General features: G+C 66.0%; 12 protein-coding genes and 3 pseudogenes. 10 read left to right on the top strand and 5 right to left on the bottom strand.

All coding sequences use genetic code 11. The annotated features are described in order from the left end of the window. The 3 genes from nifB to IPM60_18010 form a co-directional block, all read right to left on the bottom strand. A partial coding sequence (gene nifB, locus IPM60_18000) for a nitrogenase cofactor biosynthesis protein NifB (GenBank protein ID MBK8909677.1) occupies positions 1–1,203 on the bottom strand: 1,203 nt, incomplete at its 3' end. Positions 1,204–1,641: 438 nt separating this feature from the next. Next, complete coding sequence (locus IPM60_18005; protein MBK8909678.1) at positions 1,642–1,998, bottom strand: hypothetical protein; 357 nt, start codon at positions 1,996–1,998, stop codon at positions 1,642–1,644. Next, complete coding sequence (locus IPM60_18010) at positions 1,922–2,980, bottom strand: sigma 54-interacting transcriptional regulator (GenBank protein MBK8909679.1); 1,059 nt, start codon at positions 2,978–2,980, stop codon at positions 1,922–1,924. Before IPM60_18010 ends, IPM60_18005 begins: the two co-directional genes overlap by 77 nt. Before the next feature lie 534 nt (positions 2,981–3,514). Here IPM60_18010 and IPM60_18015 point away from each other — a divergent pair. The 5 genes and pseudogenes from IPM60_18015 to IPM60_18035 all read left to right on the top strand — a co-directional run bounded on the left by IPM60_18015 (position 3,515) and on the right by IPM60_18035 (position 8,737). Then, positions 3,515–4,517: pseudogene (locus IPM60_18015) on the top strand (2Fe-2S iron-sulfur cluster binding domain-containing protein). A gap of 77 nt (positions 4,518–4,594) precedes the next feature. Further along, a pseudogene (locus tag IPM60_18020) lies at positions 4,595–5,578 on the top strand (hypothetical protein). Between the two features lie 211 nt (positions 5,579–5,789). Then, positions 5,790–6,170 (top strand): hypothetical protein, encoded by a 381-nt coding sequence (locus IPM60_18025; protein ID MBK8909680.1) that lies wholly within the window; start codon positions 5,790–5,792, stop codon positions 6,168–6,170. A 156-nt stretch (positions 6,171–6,326) separates the two neighbouring features. Next, entirely contained in the window at positions 6,327–7,229 is a 903-nt protein-coding gene (locus IPM60_18030) for a hypothetical protein (protein ID MBK8909681.1), read from the top strand. Next, on the top strand, positions 7,223–8,737 hold the full coding sequence (locus tag IPM60_18035) for an O-antigen ligase family protein (protein ID MBK8909682.1): 1,515 nt from the start codon (positions 7,223–7,225) through the stop codon (positions 8,735–8,737). Before IPM60_18030 ends, IPM60_18035 begins: the two co-directional genes overlap by 7 nt. 10 nt (positions 8,738–8,747) lie before the next feature. Here IPM60_18035 and IPM60_18040 read toward each other — a convergent pair whose 3' ends face one another. Together IPM60_18040 and IPM60_18045 are read right to left on the bottom strand one after the other, a co-directional pair. Beyond that, positions 8,748–11,180 (bottom strand): polysaccharide biosynthesis tyrosine autokinase, encoded by a 2,433-nt coding sequence (locus IPM60_18040; GenBank protein ID MBK8909683.1) that lies wholly within the window; start codon positions 11,178–11,180, stop codon positions 8,748–8,750. Between the two features lie 77 nt (positions 11,181–11,257). Continuing rightward, a complete protein-coding gene (locus tag IPM60_18045; GenBank protein ID MBK8909684.1) occupies positions 11,258–12,859 on the bottom strand; it encodes an undecaprenyl/decaprenyl-phosphate alpha-N-acetylglucosaminyl 1-phosphate transferase in 1,602 nt (533 codons plus the stop codon). A 721-nt stretch (positions 12,860–13,580) separates the two neighbouring features. Here IPM60_18045 and IPM60_18050 point away from each other — a divergent pair. From IPM60_18050 to IPM60_18070, 5 genes and pseudogenes are all read left to right on the top strand, one after another. After that, the gene (locus IPM60_18050; protein ID MBK8909685.1) at positions 13,581–14,375 is read left to right on the top strand and encodes a hypothetical protein; all 795 of its coding nucleotides are present in this window, start codon (positions 13,581–13,583) and stop codon (positions 14,373–14,375) included. A 387-nt stretch (positions 14,376–14,762) separates the two neighbouring features. Further along, a pseudogene (gene asnB, locus IPM60_18055) lies at positions 14,763–16,701 on the top strand (asparagine synthase (glutamine-hydrolyzing)). A 138-nt stretch (positions 16,702–16,839) separates the two neighbouring features. Continuing rightward, positions 16,840–17,913 (top strand): lipopolysaccharide biosynthesis protein, encoded by a 1,074-nt coding sequence (locus IPM60_18060; GenBank protein MBK8909686.1) that lies wholly within the window; start codon positions 16,840–16,842, stop codon positions 17,911–17,913. A 378-nt stretch (positions 17,914–18,291) separates the two neighbouring features. After that, complete coding sequence (locus IPM60_18065; protein ID MBK8909687.1) at positions 18,292–18,996, top strand: FkbM family methyltransferase; 705 nt, start codon at positions 18,292–18,294, stop codon at positions 18,994–18,996. Between the two features lie 95 nt (positions 18,997–19,091). Then, positions 19,092–19,514: a glycosyltransferase gene (locus IPM60_18070; protein ID MBK8909688.1), complete on the top strand. Its 423-nt coding sequence runs from the start codon at positions 19,092–19,094 to the stop codon at positions 19,512–19,514. Positions 19,515–19,542: the final 28 nt, after the last annotated feature.

Genomic DNA, 19,542 nt, shown 5'->3' on the forward strand with positions numbered 1-19,542 from the left:
CGTTTCGATGTACTCATGGGCGCAATGGTCGATTGCGCGGATCCCCACGGCGCGGCCGTCAGGCGCTCGCGCAGACCGTGGCCGATGCGGGCGCAAAGAACAGGCAGATGCGTCGCGCGAGCAGCGCGATGGCGGCGATCCATCGTTTCGGCTTTCGCCATATCCGCCCTGGCGGTACTGGGCGGCGCGGCGGTCAGCCAAAACGCGGCGCACGCCGTCGCGGTCCGCCTCATAGATCTGGAACTCGCGGGCGTGACCGAAGTGCTGGTTGATACGGCCGCTGCCCTTGGTGCAGACCGCGAACAGCCGGCGCTCGTCGGTCGCCACCCGGCTCAGGTCATCCGTGACGCCCGACGCGGCGGCGTCGCGGTGCTTGCGCTCGCGCTCGACCACGGCGCGGTAGGCGCGGCGGCTTTCGTGGTCGACGGCGGTTTCGGCCGGGAGCCGGTCGATACTGAACGCCGGACCCTGGTCGTCGCCAAGCAGGCCGACGGCGTCTGCGCGGCACTGGCGGCAGTGCTTCATCAGGTTGGCGCCGCCGGCGAGATCGTCCTGCACCTGTTTCAGTTCGACCGCAGTGGGGCCGTGCCGGCCGGTCAGGCCGAAGTGGGTGCCATGCGCCGGGTCGGAAATCAACGGCATCACGTTATGCAGGAACGCGCCGCGCGCGTTGAGTTCGGTGTTCAGGTCCTTCAGGTGCGCGTCGTTGATGCCGGGGATCATCACCGAGTTGACCTTGACCAGGACCCCCGCGGCGATCAGCGCGTCGAGGCCGAGCAGCTGCCGCTCGATCAGGATCCGCGCGGCGTCCTCGCCGGTGCGCCGCCGCTTGTCGAACGATACCCAGGCGTAGATCCGGGCAGCGATGGCGGGATCGATGGCGTTGATGGTGATGGTCACGTGGTCGATGGCGTGGGCGACGATCGCCTCGGCGGTTATCGAGTGGGGCCAGGCCGTTCGTGGAAGGCACAACCGGACGTCGGGCAGCGCCTCGGCGATGCGCGCGCAGGTTTCGAACGTGCGGCGCGGATCGGCGAGGGCGTCGCCGGGCCCCGCGATGCCGACGACGGAAAGCTGCGGTACCTGCGATGCTACCCATGCCGCTTTTCGTGCCGCGGTTTCGGGGGTCAGGGTCTCGCTGACGACGCCCGGCCGGCTCTCGTTGGCGCAGTCGTACTTGCGGTTGCAGTAATGGCACTGAATATTGCAGGCGGGTCATGCCACGCCATAAACTCTCTCCTGCAAAATAGGAGTTTAACTGATTGGCCGGGCTTTCCCGATCTGTCAGCAGTGTGCTCATCGGACATCCGACACTGCGGACCGCGGGCGCCTTCTGAACGCTTGATCTCGATGCCGTGCTTCCGGGCGCGTAGCCGACCTGGCGCGGGGTCATCCCAACTGCCTGCAGGCCTTAGCCCGAACCAAGCCGACGCTTCTCCATCACACAGGATCAAGCGCTCGCGCGGGGACAAGGCGTCGAACGCCGGCGAAGCCGTCCGAGGCCCGGACCGTCCGGCGGCAGTTCGCCGACAACGGGCGGTCGCCGGCCACGGTCCTCCAGCTCGACCGCCGCTCGCGTGGCGCCGTTTCCGGACCTTGAGCGCGGCGACTGGCAACGCTCGCTCTGACACGCGAAGTCGATCATGTCGGGATGACCGGTCGCCGCGGGACAAGGTCGCCGCCCGGTGAGACGCAGTTCTCGAAATCGCGGACGTTGCCGGGGAAGTCGCGGGAGGTGAACACGTTGACCGCCTGGTCGGAGAACTCGAGCGTGCGGTCGTTCTCGGCGTTGAAGGCGCTGAAGTGTTCGGCGAACGCCGGGATGTCCGGGCGCCGCTCACGGAGGCAGGATGAACGGCTCGGGACGACGTTGATACGGTAGTAGAGATCGGCGCGGAACTCACCGCTTACGACGGCTTCCTCAGGTTGCGGTTGGTGGCGCAGACCAGGCGGACGTCGACTGGATGGTCGACTTGCCGCCGACCCGCTCGAACTCACGCTCCTGCGGCACCCGCGACGTTCGCCTGGAACGCCGCGAGACACGTCGCCCTTCGATCGTCGAGAGACAGCGTGCCGCCGTCGGCAATCTGAACCGCCCCTTGCGCTGGCGAGTGGCGCCGGTGAAGGCGCCTTTCTCGTGGCCGGGGTAACAGTTCGGACTCGAGCAAGGTGTCCGGGGAGTGCGGCGGCGCGGTTGACCTTGACGAACGGTCGCCGGCGTGGGCTCTGGGCGTATGCACCGCCCTGGCGATGGCTTCCTTGCCGGTGCCGCTTTCGCCGCGGGCACCACGGTCGATCGGGTCAACGACGTGAGGTGGACCTGGGCGAACACCTCCTGCATGGGACGGCTGGCGCCGATCACGTTGTCGAGCCGGTACTCGGCGTCCGCCGCTGCGGCGCGGGATGGAACGTAGAGATCGGCGAACTCCGCGTCGGGCTCGCGCTCGGCGGGATTCATGCCCTCGTGCAGCCGAACCGTCTGCGCGATCAGGTTGGCGACCATGGTCAGGAAGCGGATGTCCTCGCCGATGCTCACGAGAACATGTCTCCGCCGCACGCGCGCTACGGCAAGAAGCCGAACGGTGCTTGGTGTCTTGACGGGCCCGGCGATGAACGAGACGGTCTCGTCTTCGAGCACGCTCGGCACCCGCACGTACTCGGCGAGAAGCGGATCGTCAGCGACGTTCTCGGTCACGAATGGCGCCTGTCCGGCGACGATGCGCGCGGCGATCTCCGCCGGCATGTCGGCGGCGCCGTCGTTGACCGCCGACGATGACAGCCCTGCGGCCGCGAGGATGCGCAGCGAGCCTTTGCCGTCGGTGATCGCGACGATGCCGCGCTGCATTTCCATATACGACGCCAACAGATTGAGCACGCCACGCCGTTGCGCCTGCAAGTCTACGGTCGATGTCGGGATCTTTCTGATTTCGTACATGCTGACGAGCGACAGGGACGTCTTCATTGCGTTGTTGGCGTCCATTGACTGCGGCCTCGCAGACAAGGATCCAGCCATCGGCGCCGGATCGCATCAGGTTGACGTCAAGCACCATGCCCAGATCGCTCAGCAGCCGACCTCCGGCTACATGGCGAACTGTCCCGGGAGCCTCGAACGTTCCTCGTTGCACCTTCGTCCTGCGCAAGTCTTTCGTTTTCTGTAGCAATACGCGTGCCGCAGACCCGCGCAAATAATCGCGCGGTTGATCAGAGCCTTAGATGCACACGGAAAACCTCGGCGCATGGCGCGCGCCAGAAATTAGCGCAGACCGTGGTGGCATGCTCATCATTCGGGCAAAGGCTGCGGAACCGTGGATGTCGGCAACGCGACGGAGGGACGGCCGAAGACGACAATTCTGTCGCCATCACGCCGCGGCTCATATCGACGCAGGATCCTGCGGTTGCCACTTGAGCGGATTTCTTGCTGACTGAGCTGCGGCGCTTGTCCGCGTTCGCTGTGCCGGGTTGCGCGCGGCGGCGAACCCAAGAGGCGCATCATCCGGAGAGCAGGAGCATTCGAATGGCCAACGTGACTTTCTCGTCACCGATGATGGCGAAGGACGCTCGTCTGTATGCCATTGCGGGGCACCGCGGCACCATCCTTTCCGTGGCGCGATCCCACAAGATCCCGATCCCGTTCGACTGCCGCGACGGGGAATGCGGTTCATGCGTGGTTGAAGTTACTCATCTCAATCCCGCCGTGCGTTACGGGATCGGTTTGACCGAGAAGGAAAAGGAAGTCCTGAAACGAACGGGCAAGATTACCCGGCACGAGATCCAGGTGACCAGAGTGCGACGGCACCCCGCCGCGGTATCCGACTATTTTCTGCGACTGTTTCATCCGCGACGAAGACATCATGGTCGCGTTTGGCGGCGACGAAACGCTGCCGGCGAGGAAGCCGGCCATGTCGATCGCCGCAGGGATCTTTGCCGGCGGGATCAAGATCGGCTCCGTCGACGAATTCCTGGCGTATGCCATCAAGGTCGAAGACGAAGCGGCGATTCATTTCGACGACCTCGCGGAGGCCATGGCGGGCTGCGGCAACGATGAGGTCGCGGACCTCTTCCGCAAGCTTTCCACCTATTCGCGCCTCCATCGCGACGAGGTCAAGGCGCTCCTGGGCGACCGGGACGTCACCGCTCTCCTGCCGAAGGAGCATGTCTGGCCGGATCTGGTTACCCCCGAGCAGACCGCGCTATGGGCCGGCAATGCGCGCCTCTCTCGTGTCGACGCGATGCGGGCTGCATTGGACGGGGAAAAGCTGGGGTTCGAGTTCTACCATCACATCGCCGCGACCTCGCCTGATAAAGAGATCCGCGGGATTGCCGGGGACTTCGCCAAGGAGGAGCAGACCACGTCGCGATCCTCGAACAGCCCCTCGAGCGCGGAAACAGCGCTGGCCGAGGCCGATACCGACGGCCCTTTCACCGGATCGCCTGACCGCGCCGCGAGGAATGCCCGTCGATTGCACTTTGACATCCATTATCTTCTGGAGGCCGACCGGCCCAACGAATCCCTATAAACGACGGTCGCCGGTGCCATCTTGTGGCTGACGTTCTTCGTGCCAGATTTCCAGATGGTGACGACGGAGCGCGGGGAATGGACGCTGTGGGCGCCATTGAGGGAGGTGACGCGGCGGCGGCGCGCGCTGCCGTCACGGCGGCGGCGCGAGATTATTTCGCTGCGCGACGCGATCGGGTCGATGGCTTCGTGCGCCGGCGGTTCGGCCTCCGCGGATCGCTCGCCCTTCATCGTCATGCGCTGGGCTGGGACGTCGTCCGTGCGCCGGCGAATATCGCGCTCGCGCCCATCTTCGTCGCGGTTCGCCTCGGCGCTCGGGCCGCCCGGGCGGCCGGACGAAGGCGGAGCGCGGAGTGGCTCGCGACGCGCCGCATCCTTCTTCGCAGCGACGCCGCGCGCGAGGTGGAACGGCTGGTGGTGGTCGAGTTGCTGGAGTTGCCCTGGCAGGATGCCGACGGCTCGTCCGGGCGCGACGCCCTTGCCGAGGCCATTCTCGCCTCTCCCCGGGTGCGAGCGCTGATCGCAGCGCGGGCTGCCGCAGCCGACACCGGCGTGGTCGGGCGTAGACTCGTCTCGGGGGTCTCGGAATATGCCGGCACCCGCGCCGCTGTCGCCGAAATGACAACCGCACTTGCCACCCTCGGCGCCGGCGCGGCGGCGTTCGACAAGCTGACCCCCGGCATGGTCTCGCTCGGCCCGTCGCTCGCCGCGGCCCTCGCCCCACAACGCCGCGGTCGCGGCCTTTCCTCTCGGCTTGGCACGGCAGGTTGGGCCTGGTATGCCCTGTTCCCTGCCGCCGCGTCGCCTGCGCTCGTCGCCGGCACGACCGCCGGCCTGATCGCCACGGGGGCGCTCGCGGCGGCATTCGCCGGCCTCGTCGCGGATCCGGTCCAGACCTTGCTCGGCTTGCATCAGCGTCGCCTGCGCCGTCTGATCGACAGCCTCGAGCGCGAGTTCCTCGCTGACGACGGGCCGGGCTTCGCCGCCCGCGAGCACTACGTCGCCCGTATGCTCGACCTCGCTGACGCAGCCGTCGGCGCGCTGCGCCTCGTCCGTGGATAAGGGCTTCAGATCGTGACCGCCGAGGAACGTGCGCGATTGGCGGCGGTGGTCGGCGACCGGAACCGTCCGCAGAACCACGTGCTGAAGGCTCGGATCGTTCTGTTATCGGCCGTGCCCAGCGTTTGCTTTCTCCGCGTTGACGTGCAATGATGCTTCTCAATAAGCAGAAAAGTTGGTATAGGACCACTGCTACCTTCGAGGAGGGCGGACGATGATTAAACGGCCATTTCTGTTCATGCTGGTCGCGGCGGCGCTGTCCTATGGGGCGGTCGTGGCGAGTTCACCAGCTTCCGCGCAGTATAATAATGAACCGGAAGACAGCCTGCCGACACCGGGAACGCAGCCGCCTTCGGCCGGGGGGAGTGACCCGGAGGACACTCGCCCGCCACCGCCGGACAAGCGCATCGTGAAGCTGATGAGGGAGCGGCAGCAGTTGATCGACCGCTGCGAGCGCCGGTTCAACCTCGGCAGAGATTTGGAGAACATCCAGGCTAAATTGCGGCAGAACGAACGCAAGCTTGTGCGGTTCGGTGCCAGTCCCATTGCGCCGGCGCCGTCATACTGTAGTGAAGCCACCGAAGCCTCCAGCTGAGTGCCCGGTTCAGAGCGCGTCGAAGCGGTCATCCGCTTCGGCGTCCTGAGCCGTCCTGAGCCTGGGAACACTTGGCGCTCGCGCGGCCGGACCGCCTGCGTCGAGTTAATTCTTCCGGCCAATCTTCTGGCCCGTCTTCCGGCCAGTCATCTCTGAGTGATGCCGATCGAAAATTCCGACGACGCGCCGGGATCACCGAACCGCGAGGCGGTCGACGGGCCGGCGCCCGAGGGTGACCAACGGCCGCGGTCCGCGCAACGCCGATTCCGGAGCAGCGAGACGACCGGCGGCGTCTCCAAGGCCGGCGCGGTCGGCTCCGCCGCGCTGGGCCTGACGCTGGCATCGGTCATCCTCTATTTGTGCGTCCCCATCCTCGGCAGCGCCCTTGCCGGTCGGAGCGGAGAGGCGGCGCTTGACAAGCTGGTCACCGGCGCACCCTTCGGCGCCGAGGACGTCGTCACCATCGTCCGATCCAACCGCAGGGCGCTGGCGTGGCGGGAAGCGCCTGACGCCTGGGCTGGCCTTGCGACCGGCTACGTGCTGGCGGCGGAGTTCCGCGAAGGCTCAAGCGCGCGCGCCGAGCTCATGGAGAAGGAGCGTCAAGCTTTGGAGGAAAGCCTGGGGCGCGCGCCGCTGCGGCCTGACCTCTGGCTCCAGTTCGGAATCAATCAGGAGCTGCGCATTCTGATGGAGGACGCCGCGGAGGAGACGTGGTCGACCGTGGCGCATGCCGCCGGGCTGGCGGCGCTGACGGGCCCGGGACTAGCGTCGCAGGCCGTAGCAGTGGCGGAGCTGGCGTTAGTTTCCGAGCCGTACTGGAGCGACGCGGAGGAGGCGACTCTGGAGGGTCATATCCGCCGCACCTGGGACCGCGAGCCGCGGCACCTGGCCGAGGATCTGGCCCTCCGCGCCGCGTCCCTGGAGGCGCTTCCGGTCCTGCAGACGGCGTTGGGTGACGATGCGGTCCGCAACGGGGAAATCGAGGCGATCTTCGAGAGCCAGTGGCCGGACCCGGAAGCGGAGCCGCGGGACACGCCGGACCCGGGCGCGACGTGGTAACGAACGCCCAGGCGACAGCCCGCGTCGACGCGGCGCCGGCCGCGCCGGATGAGGCGGAACCGCCGGCGCCGGAAGCGGAGCCGCGGGACACGCCGGACCCATCCGGCGGCGCGCGGGTGGATGCCTCTCCATCCCGGCGCCGCTCGCGCGGTCCGTTCCTGGTTCTGCTGATTACGGTGCTACTGGCGTCCGTGCCGTTCGGCGCCGTCCTGCAATGGACGTGGTCGCTGGTCGGCGTGATTATTGCGGTGCTGATTCTCGTGTGGAGCGTCCAGGTGATTCGCGGAAGGCGCCGCGTCGCCGTATCGGCCGCCGCCATCTGGTGGGCGATCCTCCCGTTTTCCGCCGCCATCCTCTGGGCAGCCGTTCAGTCATGGCCGGAGGTCGCGCCCGCCTGGAGCCACCCGATCTGGCGTCTCGCCGCCGAGGCGCTCGGCCAGCCGCTGCCTGGCGCCGTGGCCGTCAATCCCGATGCCGCGATGGTGGGGGTGACCCGCCTCCTCATATACGCCGGCGTGTTCTGGCTAGCGCTGCAGTATGGACGCAGCCGCGACAACGCCAAACTCGCCGTCCGCGTCACTGCCTACGTCCTTGCCGTATTCGCGTTCTATGGCCTCGCGGCCGTCGTTCTGGGAAGCGGCTCGACCTTCACCTACGATAACCCCAGCGGCGCCGGCACCGTCACCAGCACGTTCATCAACCGCAATTCATACGCGACGTTCGCCGGGCTCGGCTTGTTGTGCGCGGTTGCGGTGTTCATGATCGAGCTCGACCGCAAGAACGAATCAGGGCGCGACGAACGCGAACGGCGCGAGATCCTGGTGGAGTGGCTGCTGGGGCGGGGCGGTGTCCTGTTGCTGGTGATCGCCCTGATCTTCGGCTCCGTCCTCTTGACCCAGTCCCGCGGCGGGCTGTTGTCGACGGTTGCCGCCGTCGGCACCCTCGTCCTCATGCTTCGTCGCAGGGAATCAGAGTCCCGGTGGCGGCGCGCCACCGTTCTGGCGCCGGCAGCGGCCGCGACATTGCTGGTGCCGTTCCTGTTCCTGGGCGGAGGAGGGACCTCAGAGCGCCTCAAGGACATTTCCGCGGAGGACTCTCGCCTCCGCATCTTCGCGACCACCGTCGACGCCATCGCCGACCGGCCGTGGCTGGGGACGGGGCTCGGCACCTACGAGCAAGTGATCCGCCTCTACGATCCCGAGGGCGAACTGGTCGGCCTCAAGCGCGCCCACAACAGCTACCTGGAGAACGCGGTCGAACTCGGCATCCCGGCGGCGGCCTGCCTGGTCACGAGCGTCGCCGCATTGGGCATCCTCTGCTTCGCCGGCTTCCGACGCCGCCGGCGCGACCGCTACATCCCGGCCATCGCCGTCGCCGCCGTGCTCCAGCTCGGCCTGCACTCGCTGGTGGATTTCAGCCTGCAGATTCCCGGCGTTGCGTTCCTGTTCTTCCTGCTGCTCGGCGTCGGCTGCGCCCAGTCCTGGAACTACGGCGACGCCCGGCGTTGAGGCCGCTGCGCTAGGAGCTGTAGTACTTGGAGTACCTGCCGTAGTAGTAGTAGGCTGAGCTACTATACCCGTATTTTGCGTTCTTACGCAGGTCGACCATCGACAGCACCACGCCTGCGACCTTCGCGCGCCCGCCGCGAAGTTGCTTCAGTCCCTGGGCCACCATGTCCCGCGGCGTCTCGCCCCAGCGCACCAGGTAGACGGCGCGGTCCACATGTTGCAGGACGACGCTGGCGTCCGACACCGCCATCGCCGGCGGCGTGTCGACGATCACCGCATCCAGCTCCTGCGACGCCTCGAAGATCAGGTTGCCCATGCGCTCGGAGCCCAGCACGTCCTGCGGGCTCGGCACCTTCACATCGCCGGCGGTGAGGAACCAGAGGCCCGACGGCTCGTCGGTCTGCACCGCCTCCCGCCAGTGCGCCCCGTCCAGCAGCACCTCCACCAGTCCCGGTCCCTTCGGCGCGTCGAACGTCTTGTGCAACTGGGAGCGGCGCAGATCGGCGTCGATCAGCAGCACCCGGCTGCCGCCGCGGGCGAGCAGGCGGGCGAGGCCGACGGCGAACGTGGTCTTGCCTTCGCCGGGCGCCGACGACGTCACCAGAATGCTGCGCGCCCGCGTGTCCACGTTGGAGAGCAGCACGCCCGTGTGGGCCGTGCGGAGCGACTCGCTGTACGCCGAGTTCGGCCGCTCCAGCACGAAGTCTGCCGCCGTGCTGCGCCCGCCGAACTCCTTGACGTTGGGAATAATCCCGAGCCCGGGCAGGCCGGTGTCCCTTTCCAGGTCCTCCAGCGCCCTGTAGCCCTTCTGCAGGTTCTCCAGCAGCAGCGCGAGGCCGCAGGCGGCAATGATTGACAACAGCGCGCTGATGCTCAGCATGCGCGTCTTGTTCGGCCACGACGGCTTTCCGGGCGTGACCGCCTGGGACACGATGCGCGCGTCCGCCTCCTGGATCTCGCTTTGCAGCCGCGCCTCCTTGGCGCGGGTGAGGAACGTCTCGAACATGGCCTGGTTGGCGTCCGCCTCGCTTTCCAACGCCCGCAGCTCCACCTTGGCCTTGCCGAGCTCGTTGATCTGGGTCTTGAGCGCCTCGATCTCCTGCTCCAGCCGCACCACCCGTTGCTGATCGACGGCCAGGTTCTTCTTCAGCGTCTCCAGGTACGTAGTGGCCTCCTGGAGAAGGAACTTGCGAATTTCCGCAGTCTCCTTGGCGATCGCCGCCAACGTCGGATGATCGAAGGAATAGAGCGCGTCGATCTTGGCCTTTTCGATCTTGAGCTCGGCCGCGCGCCGGAACAGGACTTCGACGATCGGCGTCGGCATGTTCAAGATCAGCGCTTCGATGTCCTGCGCCTTCAGGAGAGACCGGAAGAAGTCGATCCTTTCCTCTCCGGCGGCGAACGCCGCGCGCGCCTCGAACACCTGCGCGTTGACGTGGTCGATGCCCTGCTTGAGGATGACCAGGTCGCTCTCCTCCACCAGCCCGAAGCGCTCGCGGTAGATCTCCGCCTGGTCGCGCGATGTCCGCACGATCTCGCGCAGCTCCTCCACCTGGTCGGTCAGCCACGCCTCGGCGCGGCGGGTCGCCAGCGTCTTCGCCGCCAGTTGCATGTCGATGTAGGCGTCGGCGAGGGCGTTGGCCGCGCTCGCCGCCAGCCCCGGATCGACGTCCGTGAACGACACCTCCAGCACGGTCGACATCCCGGCTCGCGACACCCTGAGCGACGAGTCGAAGCGCCCCACCGCGTCCGCCATGATCATCGGGTGGTCTTCTTGCGGCATCGCGCCCGTGCTGGCTTCCGGCAGCACATCCTCGACTTCGCCGACGATGTAGGTGTTGACGAGGTCGGCCATGTCCGCCGGCAGCAGCGCCACCATCGACAGCGCCCATTCTCCGAGGACGCGGCCCCAGGATCGCTCCCGTGCCGCCGCCGCCCGCTCTTCCCAGGCCTGGATGAGGTCGAGCCGCTCGATGACGATTTCCGCAAGGTCGCGGGATTTGAGGATTTCGATCTCGGTCTGGATCGCCTGGTCGATGGAGCGGGAGGCGCCGTCCGCCGACTCGCCGACCATTGCGTCCATCTGGACGAACTTCGTCTGCGGCGGGGCGAACTGCAGCAGCACCTCCGCCGTGTACCGGGGCGTCAACTGGCTGACCACGAGGAGCGCGGCTGTGATCAGCACCAGCGCGACGGCGATGATGAACACCTTCCGCCGCCACAGGATCTGGGCGATCCTGAGGAGGGAAAAATCGTCTTCCTCCTCGGTGTAGTCGCGGTACTCCCGCGGCGCCTCCCGCGGCAGCGGAACGTTCGCCGGCAGCGGTCCCGGCGCCGGCGCCGGCAGTCCTCGCATATCGTCCTTCATGGTCTCGTCTTCCCGCCCGTGTCCGCTGCGCCCGTCATCGCCGCCGGCGGCATGCGCCGCGGACGCTTCCCGCACGCGCCCCCTGCCGGCCCGGTCATGCCGCCGCCGTTCATCGTCAGCCTGATTGCCTCATCCCAGCACGCCGCGCAGCCCTATGATCCCAGGGACAGGAACGCCGCCGGGGCGATCGTCCACCGCGCCCGGTCGTCGCGGACGATGGCGAACTCGCTGGCATAAAACAGGATGATCAGGACCAGCGCAACCTTGACGATTGGCTGCCCGCTCAGCACGTCGCCGGCCAGGTTCGGAACGGCGATGGCGAACATGAGGACCAGGAGATCCTGCGGCGTCACCCGGAACAGATCGCGGCGGCTGACCCTGAGGGCCACCCCGAGCGCCGCACACAGGGCGGTGAGGTAAAGGGCGACCGCCCAGGCCACGGGCGCCGACACCAGCGACCACCGCACCAACAGGTAGCCGACGAGGACCGCGGCCCCGTAGGCGGCGACCCGCGTCACCGTCGCCGACGATAGCGGGCGGACCAGGCCGGCGGCGACGATCAGCACGCCGACGCCGGCCACCGCCAACCCGAAACCCTGGTCGTAAGGCAGCGGCGCAAAGGCCCCGCAGATCATGAAGCCGACGATCCCGTAGCGAACCGCGGCGACGCTGGTCGGGGCAAGCCACGTTTGACGCCGCAGCCAGAGGTTCCGGCGCTCTGCCGTCGGCGCGCCGGGCGGCGGCGGCGGGCCCCGTCGTCGCACCCGCCGGAGCCAGACCAGCGGCGCCAGCACGGCGACGGCGAACGCCGCGAAGGCGCCCACCACCGCCAGGTCGGAGGCGTAGCGCAGCACGAACGCCGCCGCGATCATCGACGCCTGGATCACGTACACGACCGCCACCGCCTCGTAGTGAGCGCATCCAACGTCCAGCAGCTTGTGGTGCACGTGGTTGCGGTCGCCGCTGAACGGCGAGCGCCCCTCCGCCAGCCGCACCGTCATCACCATCAGCGTGTCCACCACCGGTACGCCGAGGAGCAGCAACGGCAGTGCCGGATTGAGCGCCGGATCGGCGCGCCCGATGACCAGCACGCTCAACACCGCCACCGTGAAGCCGAGGAACTGGCTGCCGGCGTCGCCCATGAAGACGTTGGCCGGGTGGGTGTTGAAGCGCAAAAAGCCGAAGATCCCGCCGATCACCGCGGCCGCGATCAGGGCGTAGCCGAAGCCGTCCCCTTGTGCGGCAAGAACCCCGACGGCGAGCAGGCTCAACGCCGCACAGCCGCCGGCCAGGCCGTCCAGGCCGTCGAACAGGTTGAAGGCGTTGGTGACGCCGAGGAGGAAGAGGGCCGTGACCGGATAGGTCGCCCACGGCGGCGCCGGGTCCATCCCGAAGAACGGCAGGACCTCGAAGACGATCCCCGCGGACAGCGCCACCGCGACGGCGATGCCCTGGCCGAAGAACTTGCTCCACGCGTTCATGCCGCGGAAGTCGTCGATGACGCCGAAGGCGACGACGACGAGGGCGCTCGCGATATAGCCGGCCAGGGCATCGTCCATGGGCGCCCACATGAACACCGGCACCAGCGCCGCGCCGACGATGGCGAGCCCGCCGCAGCGCGGCACGGCGCTGGCGTGGACCTTGCGTTCGCCCGGCGCGTCCACCAGTTGCAGCCGCCACGCGAGCCGCATCAACAGCGGCAGCGCCACGAAGCTCGCGAAGAGCGCAATGATGAAACTGAATATCAAAAGCATTATCGCTCAGCCGGCCCAGTGGCCCCCTGCAGGCGTCGCGAAGCCACTCCCGTACGCTGGCCTGCCGCGGCGTCGACCCTTTCTGCTGGCGATGGCTGAACGCCCTCCCTGCGCACGCAAGAACAAGGTCGTAGCACTTCGCGCCGCGGAATAATAGACCGAAGTGGGAATCCGCTCGCCGGGAAGAGAAACCCGTCCCTGTGTCCGTTTGAGGGTACGGAGCCGTTTGATCCAGTATACAGGCCCAGCTAGTCTAGTTCACCGACCCACTCGTGTGCCTCATCCCGAATGGAACATGCAATCGAATCAATAGGTTACGAATATCAGCGGTGAATTCTTTGGATCCACCGCTGCACTGGCGGGCGCTGCCGGCGGCGTTCGCCGCGCTTGGCGGCGCGGCACCGCCGCCGGCCCAGTGTCCCGCTGAGTTTCGGTCAGTTGCGATCCTTTCGCATTAGTGGCATGACGTCGGCATTGTGCAAGCAGGGCGTTACGGCCGGCGCGGGCGGGGCAGCAGGCGTCGCCGCGACCGTGGTGCGCGCCGAGAAGGCTGTTGCTTTATCTTCGCCGGTGCGGTACAAACTGGCCCACTGATGAGAAGGCTTGTTGGCGGTTCCGTCTGGAACGGCGCCGACTGAGCCGCAACTACCTGCCGACTTGGCGCAAAAGGAGCCGGCGGCCAACACAAAGAACAAGGATGGGCTAGAGGACGGGGGCGATCATGAGTGTCTATCTTTCTGTCTGCGCCGTCGCGGTGCTGGCGTGCGTCTATCCGCTTATGCCTGCAAATGGGGCATCAGTTCCTGCCAATGCACAACTAGTTGGTGAGCGCGGCGAGCGGGCGGCGCCGGTCGCGGTTGCGGCTCAGGCGGCCGCGACGCCGGCCGGGGCTGTCCGCGTGCGCCGGGTTCCGTCGGAGCCGCGCGCCGGAACGCAGGCGGGTCCCGTGTGTGTCGGCGCGGCAACCGCCGACCTGGCCCTTGTGGCGGCGCCGACTGCGCCGGGAAGCCTCCGCCTCGCGTGCGGTGACGAGACGCTCCGCCTCGCGAGCGGCAACGACACGTTGACGGTCGGCACGCTGATCGCGGATCCGGCGAGCGCCGCCGCCGCGGTCGCTTCGGACCCGGCGTCGACGCCGCTGCCCTTGGAGCTGCCGGCGGAATGGCTGCTGGGCGCGGTCCTCCTCGGCCTTGTCACCATCTCCCGCCGCAGCGTCGATCAGGCGCCACGGCCGGCGGACGCGGCCGTCCCGGTCGCTGCAGCCCTGCAGCGGCTGCTCCGCTTCGCCGGAAGCTGGTTCGCCGCCCTCGCCGCCGCGGTTGCGCCGGGCGCCCGATCCGCGGCCGCAGCAACCCGCGGCGCGGGTCCCGTGGCCCAGCCCGACGCCGAAAGCGACCTGCTGCCGGCCTGCCCCGCCCTCGCCGCCACCGCCATTCCGTCAGGAGCGCCGCTCAACCCGTCAGAATGGACGGCGACGCCGGCGCGGCGATCCGGTGTTGTTCCCTGCGTCGCGTGAAGAGGGACGGACCGCCGGCGACGTGACCCGATCCGTGTAGAACGCACGGTCCCCTGAGCGCCGAGGCCCTGCCGCGGCGCGAGAGACACGTACGACGACCCGCCAACGATTCCGGCGGCAAATAAAGTGCGAGCGCCCGCACTCCGGTGAACCCCGTTTCACCCGGAGTGCGGTAGCGTGGGGCAGGCACGGCAGCCGATGCGCCCGCGCCGAACCTCGGCCGATCATCCGAAAGACCCCATGAACCTCGATCAATCACTCCCGACCGATCCCGCGCCCGCGCGGACGCCAAGGCAGGGCTCGTCGCCGGCGGGTGCCGGCTTCCTCGGCTCGCACCTCCGCAAACTTCCCGTTGTCGTATACAGCGAACTGGCTCTGTCTGAGGCGATGTGCGGCATAGCGGGCATCTTTGCCTCGCTTACGCCGCGCCCGGGTGGATCGCGCGGAGCTTAGACGCATCCGCGACCACATGTCGGCGCGTGGACCCGACGGTCGGGTGAATGGCATGCGGAGGACGGCCGCATCGCCCTCGGACACCGCCGTCTCTCCATCATAGACCTCTCCGACCGCGCCGCCCAGCCGATGTGTAGCGCCGACGGCAAGCTCATCGTCACCTTCAATGGCGAGATCTATAACTATCGCGATTTGCGAAAGGACCTTGAAGCAAAAGGCCGCGTGTTTCGCACCGGGTCGGACACCGAGGTTCTCCTCCACCTCTACGCCCAGAACGGCGAAGACATGGTGCACGATCTCCGCGGCATGTTCGCCTTCGCCTTGTGGGACGTCGACAGGGCGGCCCTGCTGCTGGCTCGCGACCGTACGGCATCAAGCCGCTCTACTACGCGGACGACGGCTGGACTCTGCGCATCGCATCCCAGGTCAAGGCGCTCATGGTCGGCGGCAAGGTCTCGAAGGACCCCGACCCGGCAGGCTGGGTTGGCTACTATCTGTTCGGCAGCGTTCCCGAGCCCTTCACGACCCTGCAGGAGATCCGCGCCGTTCCGGCCGGCACGACGATGTGGGTCGACACCCTTGGGCCGCGCGAACCGAAGCGCTACCACTCCATCGCCGAAACGTATTGCCGGGCGGAGGTCAACCCGCTCCGGCTCGACGGGGACGAATTGCGGGAGTACGTCCGCGGCGTCCTCCTCGACAGTGTCCGTCATCACCTTGTCGCCGACGTTCCCGTCGGAGCCTTTCTTTCGGCGGGAGTGGACTCCGGCGCGCTTGTCGGCCTCATGCGCGATGCCGGTCAGGCGGACATCCAAACGGTGACGCTGGCGTTCGGCGAGTTCCGCGGCCGGCACGACGACGAAGCGCCCCTCGCCGAGCAGGTTGCACGCCAGTACGGCACCCGGCACACGACACGTGTCGTCACCGAGGCGGAGTTCCGAAGACCTGCCCAGGATCCTCGAAGCAATGGACCAGCCGACCATCGACGGCATCAACACCTGGTTCGTAAGCAAGGCGGCTCGCGAACTCGGGCTCAAGGTCGCCATCTCCGGTCTCGGCGGCGATGAACTGTTGGGCGGTTATCCTCGTTCCGCGACATCCCCGCTGGGTGCGCGTGTTGGTCCCCTCGCGCGTGCCGATGCTCGGAACCGCATTCCGGCATCTGACGTCGGGCGTCAACCGGCTGGCGCCGGTCAGTCACCCCAAGACGGCAGGGCTGATGCAATACGGCGGCAGCTATGCCGGTGCCTATCTCCTTCGCCGCGGCCTGTTCATGCCATGGGAGTTGACGGCGGTGATGGGTGCGGACATGGCAAGGGAAGGATTGCGCCGCCTCGACCCGCTCCGGCACATCGCCGGCACCTTGACCCCCCGCCTTCGCACGGCGTTCGCCAAGGTTGCCACGCTCGAGTCTGCCCTCTACATGCGCAACCAGTTGCTGCGCGACACCGACTGGTCCAGCATGGCCCATTCCCTGGAGGTGCGGGTGCCGCTCGTCGACGCGAGACTGGTCAGGCGCCTTGCGCCGGCCTCGGTCGCATGGCGGCACAATGGCAAACACCTGCTTTCCGTTGCTCCCGTCACTCCGCTGCCGGAGCCGGTGGTCAACCGGAAGAAGACCGGCTTCTCGACGCCGGTCGGGAAATGGATAAACTCGGTGACAGCTTCTACACTTTGTGCACCCACCAAGTACGACAATTCGTCCCGCCGCTGGGCTTGCCAAGTCAGATCGGTCACATCTAACCGGATCGACTACCCGGCTTCGGCGGCTTCGGCGCACGTCCTCAGTCCGAACCGGCGGCGCATATCTCGTGTGGTTAGTTGCCGACGGAGAGATGCTAGCGATTTTTCGCCATGCGATTCCTGGATTTGATCATGCGTAAAGGTAATGCTGATGTAAGCCGCGCGGACAGGAACGCGAAAGCCCTAGTAACCGATCATCTTTCGGTCGACCCCAGGCCGACGCGCGGCTCAAGGCGGCATTATCGGCCCTGCCGCTCAAGCAGCGAAGATGGCGCTAGCGTTAGTGACGGCAGCAATCCTGGCGCGCCTTCTCGCTCCGGCGGATTTCGGGCTAATTGCCATGGGTGCGACCGTTACTTCCTTCGTGGGGTTGTTCTCGGGCCTTGGGCTCTCCGCAGCAATCGTCCAGCGCGAGGTAATCGACCAAGATACGGTCGAGCGCACTTTGGCTGTTGAATGTGGCGATCGGTGTTGGTCTTTGGCGATTGCCATCGCTGCGGCTCCAACGGCCGCCTCCCTGTACGATGAACCGCGATTAAAGTGGATCATACCGGCCTTGGCTCTACCGCTCCCGATTGCCGCCGCCGGGGCTCAGCATCTCGCCCTGCTTCAACGGGGCATGCGGTGGCTGTCGGTGCAGTCGATTGAAATCTTAAGCCAAGTGGCAGGAGCAACTGCCGCGGTAGCCTTGGCCTGGAAAACCGACCTCGGGTATTGGGCTCTTGTCATACAGGGATGGGCCGCTGTTGTCGTTACGGTTGTGATGGTGTGGATACTCTGTCCTTGGCGGCCAAGCCTGACGCAGAACTGGGGACACGCGGCGCCAGCGCTCCGGTTCGGACTTTACCTGACAGGGTTTAATTTTTTGAATTACTTCCATCGCAGCTTTGATAACGTGCTTATCGGGTGGCGGTGGCATGCGACGGAATTGGGTTTCTACACCCGCGCCTACGCGCTCTTCATGATGCCGCTGACGGCAATCGCTTGGCCCCTCTCGGCGGTAGTCGTGCCCGCTATGAGTCGTGCTCAAGGAGAGCCGGCCCGCTGGAAGAGACTGTATCTTACGTCTTTGGCCGCTACAGTGGTCGTAACAACACCGTTCTCGTGTCTGCTGTATCTGTCCGCGGAGCCCTTGGTTCTTGTTGTGTATGGAGCCAAATGGGAACCGGTAGTAGCGATTTTGCAGGCCCTGTCGGTTTGCATACTTGTTCAGCCCATCTACACTTCCGGCGGTTGGATCTATGCCTCCTTAGGTACTACACGACGGCTGTTCTGGGCCGGCATTCCCGCCGCACTATGGTTCTGCGCAGCGTTCGGTCTGGGTGTGCAGTACGGAGTTTGAGTCGCCGTAGCGTACTCGGCGGCATCCGCGATCCTCACCTTCCTTGGCTATGGTGGGCAGCGCGAGGACGGTTTTATCGGTCACCGAGATCGCGTTGGCTGTTGCCCCTCCCGTGGGCGCCGGGGTGCTTGCCGCCTGTGTCGCGCAGCTTGTTCGAGTAGCTCACCCGACCGGAAGCGTGTTCCTCATCGCAATGTTCGGCCTCAGCTATCTGTCGTTCCTATTGTCAGCTTGGATGATGATTCGTACTGGAGGATAATGGTCGAGCCTGTTGTTGATCATGCCATTGCTTATGGCAGAATAGTTTCTGGATTTCCCGGTGGCGCACTCCGATGGACGAGGTGGACGAGGTGACCCCATCCGTCAAGCCGCCAAAAGCTGGTTCGAAATCGAGGAGGAATTTTTGTCAGTAGACAGCTACCTCGAGGTGCCGATCTCTTCTACGATCTCAAAAAGTACTTATGCAACCTTACGGTCGCTGAGGTATTCGACGTCGGTGCGAATGTCGGGCAGTCTACTGACGAGTACCTGAAGGAATTTACAGGCGCTCGCATATGGTGCTTCGAGCCGAGCGCAGAAATGTTTTCATTGTTAAAAGCGCGATACAATAAGAACAGCCAAATCGTCTGCAACAAACTTGCTCTTGGCAATCAGATCGGCTCGATCAGCCTCAACATGACTGACAACTCGACAATGTCTTACGTAGAGGATGCCTTGACCGAGCTGCCCTATGGCGTGAAATCAGAAGGTGCTGAGACTGTTTCTATAACAACGCTCGATTCATACTGCGAGCAATGGGATGTAGAACATATCGATTTCTTGAAGATCGACACGGAGGGTCACGATCTCGCAGTTCTCGAAGGAGGGCGCCGGATGATCCATGGCGCATGCCTGGACCTGGTACAGTGCGAGTGCAGCATGAGCCCCGACAACAAGTTCCACCGGCCTTTCGAAAGTTCGGAATTTCTTGAACCGCACGGCTATCGGGTGTTCGCGCTGTATGACCAGTTCGCGGAGGCTTATCCTCCGTTACCCAACCTGAGACGGGTGAACGCCGTCTTCGTGTCAAGGCACCTGCTTTGAAGGCAATCCTTGAGAAGAGGATATGATAGAGAAATGGGCCTCGCCCCGCCCTCAGTTGACGCTCGTACTGATAGCGCAGCTTTGCAGTCGTCGCCATGACTGAGCCGCTCGTCTCCATCATTATTCCATGCTGGAACGCCGAGGCGTTTGTCGGCGAGGCGATCGACAGCGCCCTGGCGCAGACTTATCGGAACGCCGAAGTCATCGTCATCGACGACGGCTCGACCGACGGCAGCCTCGAGGTGATCAAGTCGTACGGCGATCGCATACGCTGGGAGACAGGGCCAAATAGGGGGGCACCTGCGGCTCGAAATCGCGGCCTTGCCCTGGCTGCCGGCGCGTATGTGCTCTTCTTGGATGCTGACGACCTTCTGCTGCCGCCTGCGATTCAAGCTCTCTTTGCAGCACTCATCGAAGGCAGGGGTGATGCAAGCTACGGAAATGTGCAGCTCGTTGATGCAGACACTAAATACATCGGTGAGCGCCGCTACCCAGCGTGTGCGGGCGATACCATTTAACGTTTCTGCAAGCGGGAGAAGTGCCACT

The organism is Rhodospirillales bacterium (assembly GCA_016710335.1).
GTDB lineage: Bacteria > Pseudomonadota > Alphaproteobacteria > Rhodospirillales > Defluviicoccaceae > JADJXQ01.